This is a genomic window from Providencia sp. AGC89, assembly GCF_053543535.1.
Genome location: NZ_JBIXLP010000004.1, coordinates 34,493 through 47,210, shown reverse-complemented (window position 1 = coordinate 47,210; position 12,718 = coordinate 34,493). Strand labels below are relative to the sequence as shown.

The 12,718-nt window shown below is 40.9% G+C and carries 14 protein-coding genes; 4 read left to right on the top strand and 10 right to left on the bottom strand.

Annotated elements, in window-relative coordinates; all coding sequences use genetic code 11:
• Positions 1-29: 29 nt before the first annotated feature.
• Complete coding sequence (locus tag ACIPUA_RS01400) at positions 30-995, top strand: agmatinase (protein WP_048608319.1); 966 nt, start codon at positions 30-32, stop codon at positions 993-995.
• Between the two features lie 51 nt (positions 996-1,046).
• Here the strand turns inward: ACIPUA_RS01400 and ACIPUA_RS01395 are convergent, their stop codons facing one another.
• Positions 1,047-1,415: a nuclear transport factor 2 family protein gene (locus ACIPUA_RS01395; RefSeq protein ID WP_071547725.1), complete on the bottom strand. Its 369-nt coding sequence runs from the start codon at positions 1,413-1,415 to the stop codon at positions 1,047-1,049.
• 2 nt (positions 1,416-1,417) lie between these two features.
• Positions 1,418-2,272: a LysR family transcriptional regulator gene (locus tag ACIPUA_RS01390; RefSeq protein ID WP_048608316.1), complete on the bottom strand. Its 855-nt coding sequence runs from the start codon at positions 2,270-2,272 to the stop codon at positions 1,418-1,420.
• A gap of 83 nt (positions 2,273-2,355) precedes the next feature.
• Between ACIPUA_RS01390 and ACIPUA_RS01385 the strand changes: the two genes are divergently transcribed.
• Genes ACIPUA_RS01385 through ACIPUA_RS01375 form a run of 3 tightly spaced genes read left to right on the top strand, consistent with a single transcriptional unit; the run spans position 2,356 to position 4,690 of the window.
• Positions 2,356-3,042 (top strand): ankyrin repeat domain-containing protein, encoded by a 687-nt coding sequence (locus ACIPUA_RS01385; RefSeq protein WP_042846869.1) that lies wholly within the window; start codon positions 2,356-2,358, stop codon positions 3,040-3,042.
• Positions 3,042-3,506, top strand: a complete 465-nt coding sequence (locus tag ACIPUA_RS01380; protein WP_042846867.1) for a nucleoside deaminase — start codon at positions 3,042-3,044, stop codon at positions 3,504-3,506. Before ACIPUA_RS01385 ends, ACIPUA_RS01380 begins: the two co-directional genes overlap by 1 nt.
• Positions 3,506-4,690 (top strand): cyanate transporter, encoded by a 1,185-nt coding sequence (locus ACIPUA_RS01375; protein ID WP_449059213.1) that lies wholly within the window; start codon positions 3,506-3,508, stop codon positions 4,688-4,690. The genes ACIPUA_RS01380 and ACIPUA_RS01375 overlap by 1 nt, the downstream gene beginning before the upstream one ends.
• Before the next feature lie 20 nt (positions 4,691-4,710).
• Here the strand turns inward: ACIPUA_RS01375 and ACIPUA_RS01370 are convergent, their stop codons facing one another.
• The 8 genes from ACIPUA_RS01370 to hpaX all read right to left on the bottom strand — a co-directional run bounded on the left by ACIPUA_RS01370 (position 4,711) and on the right by hpaX (position 12,567).
• Positions 4,711-5,109, bottom strand: coding sequence for a hypothetical protein (locus tag ACIPUA_RS01370; RefSeq protein WP_042846863.1), 399 nt, complete (start codon positions 5,107-5,109; stop codon positions 4,711-4,713).
• Positions 5,106-5,648, bottom strand: coding sequence for a LemA family protein (locus ACIPUA_RS01365; RefSeq protein ID WP_071547726.1), 543 nt, complete (start codon positions 5,646-5,648; stop codon positions 5,106-5,108). Before ACIPUA_RS01365 ends, ACIPUA_RS01370 begins: the two co-directional genes overlap by 4 nt.
• Position 5,649: 1 nt before the next feature.
• Complete coding sequence (locus tag ACIPUA_RS01360; protein WP_173424827.1) at positions 5,650-6,690, bottom strand: hypothetical protein; 1,041 nt, start codon at positions 6,688-6,690, stop codon at positions 5,650-5,652.
• 30 nt (positions 6,691-6,720) lie between these two features.
• Complete coding sequence (locus tag ACIPUA_RS01355) at positions 6,721-7,278, bottom strand: LemA family protein (RefSeq protein WP_071547727.1); 558 nt, start codon at positions 7,276-7,278, stop codon at positions 6,721-6,723.
• A gap of 227 nt (positions 7,279-7,505) precedes the next feature.
• On the bottom strand, positions 7,506-8,024 hold the full coding sequence (hpaC, locus tag ACIPUA_RS01350) for a 4-hydroxyphenylacetate 3-monooxygenase, reductase component (RefSeq protein WP_042846858.1): 519 nt from the start codon (positions 8,022-8,024) through the stop codon (positions 7,506-7,508).
• A 19-nt stretch (positions 8,025-8,043) separates the two neighbouring features.
• Entirely contained in the window at positions 8,044-9,606 is a 1,563-nt protein-coding gene (gene hpaB, locus ACIPUA_RS01345) for a 4-hydroxyphenylacetate 3-monooxygenase, oxygenase component (RefSeq protein ID WP_042846857.1), read from the bottom strand.
• 513 nt (positions 9,607-10,119) lie between these two features.
• Positions 10,120-11,010 carry a 4-hydroxyphenylacetate catabolism regulatory protein HpaA gene (gene hpaA / locus ACIPUA_RS01340; protein WP_042846856.1) on the bottom strand — a complete coding sequence of 297 codons (891 nt, stop codon included), beginning with the start codon at positions 11,008-11,010 and terminating at the stop codon, positions 10,120-10,122.
• Positions 11,011-11,199: 189 nt separating this feature from the next.
• Positions 11,200-12,567, bottom strand: a complete 1,368-nt coding sequence (hpaX, locus tag ACIPUA_RS01335; protein ID WP_042846855.1) for a 4-hydroxyphenylacetate permease — start codon at positions 12,565-12,567, stop codon at positions 11,200-11,202.
• Between the last annotated feature and the right edge of the window lie 151 nt (positions 12,568-12,718).

Sequence of the window (12,718 nt, the reverse complement as noted above, 5' to 3'; positions counted from 1 at the left end):
AAAAATAAATTTAATAAGGATTATGTTATATGAAAAAATTAACGACACCTCCTCATGTTGGTCATAAAACATTTTTATATTCAGAGCTTGTGACTGACTTGACCAATATTGAAGCGGATATTGCCATACTAGGGATGCCATTTAGCTCAGCTTACAGTGCCCATGCTTTTACCAATGATCAGTCGAGGGCTCCACAATATCTACGTGATATGAGTGATAGGATTGTGAGACACCCAGATCATTATGATTTTGATATTGACGGACCATTATTACAAGGGCGGGAAGACATCAAATTTGTCGACTGCGGTGATGTCATCCCTGACTTATCAAAACCATTGGGAGAGCATCACCAACGAGCAGCACAAGCTATTCGGCAATTATTAAGAGCAAATGCACTACCGATTGTTTTAGGTGGAGACCATGGAATTACCACGCCTATTTTGCAAGGTTTTGACGAGGTAGGCCCTGTTACTTTGGTTCATATTGATGCTCATTTAGATTGGCGCGAAGAAGTTAATGGGGTAGATACTGGCCTGTCGAGCCCTATTCGTCGCGCATCTGAAATGAAACATATTGGTGAAATATTCCAAATTGGTTTGCGTGCTCAAGGAAGTGGTCGTCCCGCAGATTACCAAGCTGCCAAAGACCATGGAGCCCATGTTATTCCTGCCTACGAATTGCATGAAGTGGGGATGCAGGCAATTTTAGACCGTATTCCAGATAACTCAAATTACTATATCAGTATTGATGCTGATGGTATCGACCCAAGCATTATGCCGGGGGTTGATGGCCCTGCACCGGGCGGGGTGACTTACTTACAAGCGCGTAGCTTAATTCACGGCTTAGTGAAAAAAGGCCGAGTTGTGGGGATGGATATCGTCGAAATCACCCCAGCTAAGGATATACCCTCGAAATTAACAGGGGTGACAGCGGGGCGTTTTGTCGTGAATTTAATTGGCGCATCGATTCGAGCAGGGTATTTTGATAAGAAATAACTCAACGAACTAATATCGTACTCATCATAAAGTGGGAGATATTTTCCCACTTTATTGACCGCCCGTCGGCGTCCCTTGATGAAACCTTAATTGCCATTGGTTTTTTGAGTTTTTCAGCCAAATAGATGAGCGATGAGTTAACTTTATTTTAATATTTTGTTGTCGCTCAAAACTGGTATAGGTCATTAGCAGCGTATTATTACTCAATAACGTGCAATGATAATCTTCTGAATAAATTGTTTTAGGCTGTTCATCAACAAGTACGGATAAAGTATTGGTCTTATTTGTCGTCCCCCCTGAGCGTCCAAATTCAAAAAAATCCTCATGTAGCACCTCACGAAGGAAATTAATATTCTGCCGGTTAGCTGAAAGATGTAGCTTTTTTTCTACATCAATTAATTTATTAAATAATGCTTCCATAGCTAGCGCTCCCCTAATTGTTGAGCCAGTTTTTCGGCTAATTGATTAATTATATCGGAGGTATTAGTGTGAAAATGCATGGCGATTTCCATTTCTTGAGCAACAGGAAAACCTTCTTCTTCTGTTAAAACCCGATGTTGCGGGAGTTTCGCACGTAGAGGTAATAAACTAACGCCTAACCCATCAGCAATAGCGCTCTGGATACCAGCAAGGCTGGAACAGGTATAGGTAATGTGCCAAGGGCGTTGTTCACTATCCAATAATTTAAACATATCATTGCGGTATAGGCCATTTTCAGGGAAAACCACCAGTGGCACGGAGTCAATATTTAACCGTTTTGCTTGGCTGCTGGTTAACCAACATAAAGGCTCTGGCCAGTGATAGTCGCTTTTAAACTCGCCTTTTTTTTGCTTAACAATGATCAAATCCAGTTCACCATGTTGGTAACGTTGGTGTAATTGGCGGCTTAATCCACTAGTGACTTCTAAGCGCACATTCGGGTTTGCCTGCATAAAAGCAGCTAAAGTGGGAGTGACTTGCCCTGATGCTAAATCTTCAGGGAAACCTAGCCGAATAGTTTGGATGACGGCATTACCTGTTATTTTCATAAAGAAAGTATCATTTAGGGCTAAAATATTTTTAGCGTAGCTAAGTAGGATCTCCCCTGTTTCTGTGAGTGTGAGTATTCGATGCCCACGTATAAATAAAGGGTGCTCCACAAGTGCCTCTAAACGTTGTATTTGTTGACTTAATGTTGACTGCGTCGAATTTAGGTGCTGTGAAGCAACAGTAAAATTCCCTGTTTCAGCAACCGTTACAAAGGTTTTTAATAATACAAAGTTGAGTAGTGGATTCATTTTTTTAATACCTATCATTAAGTTATTTAATTTTTAAATAGCATATTTTTTGAGTAGATTAAAGGGCTTATAGGAGATAAATCATGAAAATAACTTTTTTATCTATTAAGTGGTTGGTTTCTTTACTGGGTATTTTGACTATTTCTTTGATATTTATGGTGAAAGGGATGGCAAACCCACAACAGAGTCCACTTGTCGCACTTGCGGAGCAAGGCGACCTTCATCAGTTGCAATCTTTGGTCGAACAGGGGGCTGATATTGAACAGCGAGATCTGCGTCAGCGTACACCATTGATGGCAGCAACACATAAAAACCAAATTGCAGTTGCTCGTTACCTGATTGAACAAGGTGCAAATGTGAATGCACGGGATGCAATGCAAGATTCCCCTTATTTATATGCAGGTGCCCGCGGCTTGCAGGAGATTTTGTTATTAACCTTACAAAATGGGGCTGATTTAACGAGTACCAACCGTTATGGTGGTACGGCGCTGATCCCAGCGGCAGAGCGGGGGCATGTGCAGACAGTTAAGACGTTGATTGACGCTGGTGTGGATGTTAACCATGTTAATCGCCTAGGATGGACTGCTCTAATTGAAGCTATTATTTTGGGTGATGGTAGTGATAAGTACGCGCAGATTGTGACACTATTGATTAACGGTGGCGCGGATGTCAATTTAGCGGATAGTACGGGTGCATCGCCGTTGACGCTGGCAAAAAGTAAAGGGTATCGTAACCTTATTGAAATTCTTGAAAAATCAGGAGCTAAATAATGTCAGATAGGCAATTTTTACAGCAAGCTATCACTTTAGCGGCAGAAAATGTACGGGCTGGTGGTCGCCCATTTGGTGCTGTCGTGGTGTGTGACGGGCAAGTGGTGGCGACTGGTGTGAACCAAATGCTTGAATTAAGTGACCCAACAGCACACGCCGAATTGATGGCTTTGCGACAAGCAGGGAAAATATTGAACCGCGTTAAACTGGAAGATTGTGTGGTCTATGCCAGTGGGCAACCTTGTCCTATGTGCCTTGCCGCTATGCGAATGGCAGGGGTTAGCCGGGTTGTGTACGCTTATTCAAACCAAGATGCAGAGCCCTTTGGGCTTTCAACAGAAGGGATTGCCAAGGCTTTGCGGGTTGAACCTGAACACCAATCCGGTTTGCGTTTTGAACAGTTGAAACCTGATAATGACGCTTGTTCTTCACTGTATCAGTTATGGTCGGAACAACAGAAATAATGGGTAAAACAGCCTCATCCTCTTTTGCCTTGATACTCACTATTGTGTTAGTGGGGGTCAATTTACGGCCATTCATGACCGGCCCAGGGCCCGTTATTGATAGTATTATGCAAACGACAGGGATGAGCTATCAAAGTATTTCTTTGCTCACTTTATTACCTATGTTGTTGATGGGCATTGGCGCATTAATTGCACCTATCTTAAATCAACAGTTAGGAGAACGGTTAGGGATTAGTGCAGCGATGTTATTGCTGCTCGTTGGCTCATTAGGGCGCTATTTTGTAGAGGATGGCACCTCTTTACTGTTCACGGCCTTTTTATGTGGTGTAGGGGCGGCGTACATTCAGTCGGTATTTCCGGGGCTTATCAAAGCTAACTTCCCACAAAAAATGGCGATGATGACAGGGCTGTATTCTGCAACCTTAATGGCTGGTGGTGCGATCGGGGCGCAATTAACGCCACTATTAGAAAATGCAACGGGGCATTGGCAAACGGCTTTAGCTTGGCTTGCATTCCCTGCGCTGTTGGCTTTGGTTGCTGTTTTTCTGAACATTCGTACGGCTCGTACGCCAAAAGCCGAGCAGGTTTCTTTATGGCGCTTTTTACGTAAACCCAGAGCTTGGTTGTTAATGGCTGGGTTTGGGCTTATCAACGCAGGCTATGGCACTGTGGTGACTTGGTTGGCGCCATTTTTCCAACAACAAGGGATCAGTGCTGCACAAAGCGGTTCTTTTGTTGCCATATTAACGGTGTTTCAAGTGTTATCTGCATTGATGATCCCTGTACTGGCTTCACATAATATTGATCGGCGATTTTGGCTAATGGTAACGCTTAGTAGCCAAGCAATTGGATTTTTAGGGTTAATGTTATTCGCGAATGCTTTCCCGTTGTTATGGGTTGCTTTGCTTGGCCTAGGGCTTGGTGGGTGTTTTGCACTGAGTATTATCACTGCATTAGACCATATATCGCACCCTGTTAGTGCTGGGGCTCTTACGTCTTTAATGCAAGCGGGGGGCTTTATTATTGCCGCATTTGGCCCGCTATGTGCAGCTTGGTTACATCAAGTCAGCCATAATTTTACATGGGTGTGGGCAATGCATATTGCATTTGTATTAGTGACATTGTTGCTTTATTTACGTTTAAACCCTAAAAATTACAGTAAGATTTTTGCATTGAAACCATAAAAAGGACTTTTATTTGTCCTCTATTTTTTGTTTTTCCGTTTGGATTTTTGTTTTTTGGTTTCTTTTTCAATTTTATTTTCAATGGAATTAAAATAGATCTCCAAATAATGTCGGTTACTTAAAAATGAAATTAGGCAACTGGCAACAATAATGACCCAGATAAGTTGTAACTTGATTGAGTCTTCAATACTGAAAAGCAGTAATAGTGGGATCATCACAATCATGCTAATAAAAACTGAGCAAAATAAAGCCCCTGAAATATAGAGTGAGAGTTTTTTTAACCCGAGTATATTTAGTACGACAAGGGTGGCAATAGATAAAAACAATGTGCCGAACGTGGCAAACATAATGACTAACCCAGCTTCTTGTTCAAGAAGCCAATCAGTAAAACCAAACCAAGAAAAAGGAATGCTGATCATTGTGAAGGCTCCTGTTTACCGTATAGTAGAGGAATAGCTTTAAAGCGAAATAACGCTGCAAAAATTAGGTTTGGAAAGATGTGAATATCGGTATTGTAGAGTGTGACCGTTTGGTTGAAAAATTCTCGTCTGTCGGCAATTTGCTCTTCAATATGCTTTGCTTGTGTTTGTAATTCCAATAGTACCGCCTTACTGATAAGCGCGGGATAGTTTTCTGCGATAGCAATTAATGGCTTTATTTTTGGCGATAGTTGGTTTGCAGTATCAATTTTGATTTCAATGGACGTATTGGATAAATAGCGCTGTCGGCTTTCAACTATTTCATTAATAAGCTGTTTTTCATACGCGATAGCTTTATCTGCCACTTGAGTCAGCGCTGGTATTAACTCAATTTGTTTCATTAATAGCACATCAATATTGGCAAATGCTTTGAGGCAATTATTTTTCAAAAAGACAATATTGTTATAAATATTAATTAGATAGCGAATGATTATATAGCCAATGATAACAATAATAATGAAGAAAATAAGCGTTTCCATGCTAGTTATCACCGAATAATGATATTTTGTCAAAATACAGATTTAATTGCCCATTACGGTAATTTATCGGGGTAACCAAAATAACCCCAATCAATAACAGTGCAATAATGGCGGTAATGGATAAATTCCGACGTAACGGCCCGGTTTTATTCCAACGTACAACATAGTCAGCCGGAGAAACACCTAATAGCATATGAGGAGCTTTGCGGATAATAACGGGCTCACCTTTTTCATTCGCGTCAGCGGTGCCAATCAGTAAATAACGGGTTTTTGGTTCAAGCAAATATTCAGTATAACGACGGTTGCCTTGCTCAATATCCATATGCGCTTGTAGCCCTGGATAAACAAAGTAATCGGGGTCACATTCTACCTTTACTGACCCTGTATCATCGGTCAGGATAAAACTCTCCATACGGCTTTTACTATTTTGTAATGTATAACTTTTTTTACCATCTTTATCTTTCGATATGGAATACTCAAAATAAAAGGAGCCATAGCAGGTTTTATTACCTAACTGGCTTTTAATTTCAGTACCTGTGGTTATTTCACCTTCAACTTCGACAAGCCCCATAGCTATTGAGCGTATTTTGGATGTCGCGAGGTTTTTTTGAAATTTTAAGAAGCGCTTGGTTGGTGTATTTTCAATAAACTTAAATACGAAGGCTAAGACAAATGCGATGAAAAACACTCGCATGTCGATAAAAAAGCCTACAAATAAGCAACTTGCTAGTAAAGTCCCCACGAGTACTTTAAGAAAAGCGCTAAACTTTGATGAACCTTCATTTTGTAATCGCTGATACCGCTGAAAGCCGGCTTTACTGGCTTTGACGATATGACGAATAATAAAAAAGGAAATGGTCAATATCACAATATAATAAATGATACTGCCGTAATCCCCTTGAGTAGGTGATAGCGAGTACCACATACCGCAGGCAATGCTGATAAAAGGGATGATCCCCCAATTTACTCTTTTATTTATCGAAAACTTATTATCGATAAATAAAATTAAAGCACCAATCGCTGCCCCGAGTAAAAAATACATATTCACAGACTAATACCCTTTACGTTGATATTATTTAAACTGGATACCATGATATTTTTTATCATCTTCAGAAATATCAAGTAATGGTAATTGTGTAAAACGAAAGGCATTAGCAATCAGGTTGTCAGGGAACATTTGTATTGCAGTATTATACTCTGTTGTTGCATCGTTAAAACTTTCACGGCGTTGGGCTATTTTATTTTCAACATCGCTTAGGGCTAATTGTAATTGTGTGAATTGCTCACCAGAAATGAGGGTAGGGTAATTTTCTGCGATAGCTATAAGGTTACCCAGTGCGCGGTTCATTTTATTTGAAGCGGTGATCTTGTCCGCCATATTTTGGGCACTAAAGTAGCTTTGGCGTGCGTCACTTAATGAGATAAAAAGGCTTTTTTCATGTTCCATTGCTTTTTCTGTAATAGTGACCAGTTGTGGAATTTGATCGGCACGCTGCTTTAAAACCACGTCGATATTAGCAAATTGGTTATTCACTTGGTTACGCGCATTGATTAAGCGGTTATAAATAGATATCCCCCAGCCAACAGCCAATAATAATAAAACAGCTACAACGATAAGAGTGATGGTCATATTAATGCCTTTTAGTCAGCGGTTTTTATTTAATTTGATTTTAGCTAAACGTATAAGAGTCTTATTAATTATGCAATCAGAAAAGAGTGAAAGGGAATGTAATATAAAAAGAAAAGGAATATCGTAAAGTGTTTCTGTAACAGTTTAGTATATATAACAAAATAGCCTCTTAAATTAGAGGCTATTTCAGTCAGATATACTCGTTATATTTCAAGTTGTATCGCTACTTACGCTGTTGGTTCAAGTATTTGGTGCATAACAGGGTGGAACTTGCGTTTAAAGTAAACCAGACCATGCCCTGTGTCATTGACAATGATTTGTTTCATTTCAACCATATACACTGAGTGAGTACCAATATCTTGGACTTGCGTAATTTCACCTTCGAGGTTGGCAAGGGCATTTTTCAGTAAAGGTTGTTGTAAAATACCGTTGTCCCACACATTCCAACTAAAACGCTCTTCCATGGTTGAACCTTTCATACCTGCGAAGTGGCAGGCGAGTTCTTCTTGATCATGGCTTAGTACGTTTACACACAGGCGGCCATTCTTTTGAAATACCGCATTCATGGCGCTATTGCGGTTGACACATACCATCAAAGTTGGTGGCGTATCTGTAACTGAACAGACTGCGGTTGCGGTGATCCCACAGCGACCTTCAGTACCATCCGTGGTGACTATGTTAACTGCTGCACCAAGACTTGCCATCGCATCTCTGAAACGCAGGCGATGTTCATTTTCTAAAGACATTTTGACCTCCTGCTGCCGATTATTTTAGCAGCGAATCTAACTGATTAATATCATTGTTGTTATGCAGGTGTGGACGTTTCCATCCGTGCTGATCGTAATCGGATAAACAACGATCAACCATATCTGTCATGGCTTTCATATTGCCAGAACCGTATGAATGACGCAGACATTGCAGGCGAATTTCATCTTGGCTACCTGCATAGTTAATTTCATACAGCTCATGACGGCCACCAAATTCACTGCCGATTGCATCCCACATAAGTTTTAAGATCTTAATACGTTCAACATGATCCATACCGTTGGAGCCACGAACATATTTTGCTAAATACTTATCAATCTCTGGGTTATTCATGTCACGAACGCTAGATGGTAGATAAATCAGGCCGCTGGTGACGTTACTTTCTATTATATTTTTGATTTTGGTGTAGGCCATTGGTGCCATAACACGATACGTTTGAATTGCTTGAGTATCAGGTAAGAATGCACCGCCTTCCCAAGCTTTTGCTTCAGAGGTCATTGCATCAGTTAATGACCAGAACAAATTGCGCCATGCAACCACTTCACCTAAGTCTGCTTGTACACCACGGAAGTCGATAACACCAGTACACTCCAAGCTTTTTTGCAGAAGACCGGTGATGAAATCGAGTTTCACCGCTAAACGTACACAAGCTTGTAACGGGAACAGGCGAGCGAAACCACCTTGTACTGCCCAGTTACGAGCGCGATCAAAGTCGCGGTAGATCAACACGTTTTCCCATGGAATTAACACATGATCCATCACGAGGATTGCGTCATTTTCATCGAAACGGCTTGATAATGGGTAATCAAATGGTGCGCCAGTAGCTCCTGCGACTAATTCATAAGATGCACGTGAAATCAGTTTCACGCCATCAGCATCCATAGGGGCGACAAACATCAGTGCGAAATCAGGGTTGTCACCCATGACTTGCGCAGAGCCAAAACCAATAAAATTGTAGTGCGTTAACGCAGAGTTAGTTGCAACGACTTTTGCACCGCTGACGATAATACCTGCATCAGTTTCTTTTTCTAGTTTTATATAAACATCTTTTACTTCATCTGCGGGTTTATGGCGGTCGATAGGTGGGTTAACAATAGCATGGTTAAAGTAAAGCCCACTTTCTTGAATGCGTTTATACCAGTTACGGGCGTTATCAGCAAATTGGCCGTAATATTCTGGGTTAGCACCTAAACAACTGGCGAATGCCGCCTTATAGTCTGGAGTGCGTCCCATCCATCCATAGCTCTGGCGTGACCAATCTGCGATTGCATCGCGCTGTTGGCGCAATTCATCTGCACTTGTGGCGAAACGAAAGAACTTATGTGTGTATCCCCCATTACCGGTGTCAGTGTTCCAGCAAAGTTGGTCATGAGTCGTTTTATCATGAAGCGCATCATATAATTGTCCTATAGAAGCGGCGGAGTTACGAAAAGCAGGGTGAGTGGTGACATCTTTCACACGCTCGCCATAAATATAGATTTCACGGCCATCTTGTAGGCTTTTTAGATATTCCTGGCTATTAAAAGGGCGTTTAGCATCTGAACGAAAATCTTCTGGTTTCATGTCTACCTCGTTATCTCACAATGAGGGCTTGCAATGATAGGGGTACAAAGGTTGCAAGCTAAATTATGTTAATTTTATGTTTCTTTTGTGTTTATTAATTGAATCGCTTTCTGAGTAAGTTTTAAAGAGACTTTTTAAAGGTTAACGGGTACTTTTCGTTGTAAATGGTTTTTTATGAAAGAATTGTGATCACTTCGATGTTTTGATGTTAATGTAATTATCAGATTAAACATAAAAACAATGCATATCAATTAATTATGCTTTATTTGTATATTAATATATATTTATTATTTTGGTTTCAGGTGGTTATTTTTTAATCTTGACATTCACTTTTTGTTAATCAGTTTGACATTGTTGATAATGTTGAAACAAAATCAATAAAACATCAAAATGTTTTTAAAATGTAAAATAAAAGTGTGGTGGTGGGAAAAGATAGGCTATCAGGAAGCATGAAAATGTATTGCATTCTTAATATGCAATACATGTGTTATTTTTGTGATAAAACTACCCGTACTAGTGGATATTTTGTTCGCGCCATAAACTTGGGGAACAACCCACTAATCGGTTAAAAAAGCGGGCAAAATAAGCGGGGTCTTTAAAACCAAGCTGGTAGGCAATTTCAGAGACTGGGCTATCAGAAAATAGCAGCATACGTTTTGCTTCCCTTAATATCCTATCAAAAATGAGCCGTTTAGGCGGCCTATTCGCGAAACGGCGGCACATATCTTTCAATCGAGATTCAGTGACCCCGAGTTTTTTTGCATACTCAGGTACTGCTAGGTGCTCATGATAATGTAAGTCAATGAGTTGATTAAAGCGTTGGAATAAACGATGCTCCCCTCGAACACCTGTGGTCGGGTGCTCATCAAGAGGGATTGACCTTAGTAGAAAAGCAAAAAAAGCCTGTGCTAAAGAGGATAAAACCTGATCTTTCCCTACAGCGTTATTTGCCGATTCACGAGCCATTAGCGCCCAATAATGATTGAAGGTGTCAATATCTTCGGGTTTGTCTGCAACAGATAAACAAATTGCTGGAATATTGACTAAGTCAGGGTTAGCAGGGTAAAGCGAACCCAATAGTGGGCTAATTAAATCTTGCCGTACAGTTAGTACGTGGCCATCAGTGTCTTCTTGGGTAAAGAAGGCATGGGCGACAGATGGGGGCGTTAGAATAAATAAAGGTGCCTGAACCGAATAACGAGATTCATCAAGTTGTAGGGTGATATGACCAGTAACCAAATAGTGTAATTGGAAAAAACCGTCATGGCGATGGGCTTGCATATCACGGCCAAAGAAAGCCGCCATGTTACCAAAGGTTTGGTAGTGAACGTCATCGTTACCTTGGGTTTCGTCGTAGTCTGTACTGATGTCGATATTCGTAATTAAAGTTGAGTTACCCTTCATTCTTCGGCTCGCAGCGTTGTTGGCCTCACAAGCCAACCCTAGTCACATACCGCAGTATGTTCTTAAGGGTTAACTTGCTTGCCGCCTAGCTGCAAACCAAATTATTTTGGGTAACACCCTTTAATAATTATTTGCAGCATAAATTATTAAAACATTCAAAACCTTCAAATCATTCAAACCATCAAAATATTAAGGTGTTGCTCTTGGTCTTGAGTTCTTCATTGGGATAGCGATAACTAATAGTGCACCGACGACCAGCAAACCTGCCACAAAATAGAGGCCTGAATTAAAGCTACCTGTTTGGTCTTTTAGCCAACCTATCAATAGTGGACTGACGGCTGAGCCTATATTACCCGTTGCATTGATAACCGCAATACCGATAGCTCGAGCACGTAAACTAATGGATTGATCAGGGGTCGTCCAGAATACGGCCATGGCAGTGAAAGAACCTGTCGAGGCCATGATAATCCCAATCAATTGGATAATTGGGTGACTCGTCATGGCAGCAAGTACCCAGCCTGCGGCGGCGAATAAATACGGTAAGGCAGTATGCATTTTCCGTTCTTGCAAACGGTCTGACCGCCGACTCCAGTAGATCATCCCTAAGATGGTACAAAATTGTGGGATTGCAGTTAACAGGCCGATCATGGCATTACTACTGCCTTCATTGAAGCTTTGCATGATCTGAGGTGTCCAGATGTTAATTGCGCTTAATGTATTGGTTAAACAGAAATAAGCGACGGTATACATCAAGACAACAGGGGTGAATATTTCTTTCCATAAACTGGTATTTTGCATTGCTGTATGGCTTTTTGAGCCATGGGGTTGCACTAATTCCAGTTGGTCTTGGTCCATCATTTCTTGAAGCGTGTCTTTATCTTCTTGGGTCAGCCATTTGGCTTTTTTCGGAGAATCATCCAGATAGAACCAAACGAGTACCCCAAGGATCACTGATGGGAAACCTTCTAGTAGGAACAACCACTGCCAGCCTTTTAAGTTTAAAACGCCATCTAAACCAAGGATATAGCCAGATGCGAGTGAACCAAATGCCATGGTAACTGGCATGGCTATCATAAATAAGGCATTAGCACGAGCGCGGAAATAAGCGGGGAACCAGTAGGTTAAATACACTAAAATGCCCGGTAGGAAACCTGCTTCTGCTATCCCAACTAACATCCGTAAGATGTATAAACTGGTTGGCCCGGTCGCAAACATGGTTGCGGTTGAGGCAATTCCCCAAAGCACCATGATGGTGGCTATCCAACGGCGAGCCCCCACAATACTGAGCATGATATTGCTTGGAATACCAAAAATAACATAAGTGACATAAAATAAGGTTGCCGCTAAGCCAAACATGGTGGAAGTGAGGCCGATATCTTTTCCCATAGTTAGGCCGGCAAAGCCGATATTAATCCGGTCTAAGAATGAAAACACAAATAGTACGAATAAGAATACTATCAGCCGTTTGAATAGTTTATTAATTACCCGTTGCTGTGGCTCAGTTAAATTTTTATGTTGCTCAGCAGGGTTAGTGCTTGCAAGTTGTTGATTACTCATATTGTAGGGCCCTCAATTCTTTCTTTTGAAGATTTTATAGGTACAAGGGACTAGTAGGCAGTCATGGTGCTGTCTGCCCTATATTGTGATATTGCTTTTTTATTTAGCTAAATAGGGTAATTGTCTGTAGGGTTAAAATTGACCTATGTAG

What these genes read in the sequence shown, in the direction of transcription:
- ACIPUA_RS01400 (WP_048608319.1), top strand. Translation starts at nt 30, where the DNA reads ATGAAAAAATTAACGACACCTCCTCATGTTGGTCATAAAACATTTTTA.
- hpaC (WP_042846858.1), bottom strand. Translation starts at nt 8,024, where the DNA reads ATGTCTTTAGAAAATGAACATCGCCTGCGTTTCAGAGATGCGATGGCA.
- ACIPUA_RS01395 (WP_071547725.1), bottom strand. Translation starts at nt 1,415, where the DNA reads ATGGAAGCATTATTTAATAAATTAATTGATGTAGAAAAAAAGCTACAT.
- ACIPUA_RS01390 (WP_048608316.1), bottom strand. Translation starts at nt 2,272, where the DNA reads ATGAATCCACTACTCAACTTTGTATTATTAAAAACCTTTGTAACGGTT.
- ACIPUA_RS01360 (WP_173424827.1), bottom strand. Translation starts at nt 6,690, where the DNA reads ATGTATTTTTTACTCGGGGCAGCGATTGGTGCTTTAATTTTATTTATC.
- ACIPUA_RS01355 (WP_071547727.1), bottom strand. Translation starts at nt 7,278, where the DNA reads ATGACCATCACTCTTATCGTTGTAGCTGTTTTATTATTATTGGCTGTT.
- ACIPUA_RS01380 (WP_042846867.1), top strand. Translation starts at nt 3,042, where the DNA reads ATGTCAGATAGGCAATTTTTACAGCAAGCTATCACTTTAGCGGCAGAA.
- ACIPUA_RS01365 (WP_071547726.1), bottom strand. Translation starts at nt 5,648, where the DNA reads ATGGAAACGCTTATTTTCTTCATTATTATTGTTATCATTGGCTATATA.
- hpaA (WP_042846856.1), bottom strand. Translation starts at nt 11,010, where the DNA reads ATGAAGGGTAACTCAACTTTAATTACGAATATCGACATCAGTACAGAC.
- hpaB (WP_042846857.1), bottom strand. Translation starts at nt 9,606, where the DNA reads ATGAAACCAGAAGATTTTCGTTCAGATGCTAAACGCCCTTTTAATAGC.
- ACIPUA_RS01370 (WP_042846863.1), bottom strand. Translation starts at nt 5,109, where the DNA reads ATGATCAGCATTCCTTTTTCTTGGTTTGGTTTTACTGATTGGCTTCTT.
- ACIPUA_RS01375 (WP_449059213.1), top strand. Translation starts at nt 3,506, where the DNA reads ATGGGTAAAACAGCCTCATCCTCTTTTGCCTTGATACTCACTATTGTG.
- hpaX (WP_042846855.1), bottom strand. Translation starts at nt 12,567, where the DNA reads ATGAGTAATCAACAACTTGCAAGCACTAACCCTGCTGAGCAACATAAA.
- ACIPUA_RS01385 (WP_042846869.1), top strand. Translation starts at nt 2,356, where the DNA reads ATGAAAATAACTTTTTTATCTATTAAGTGGTTGGTTTCTTTACTGGGT.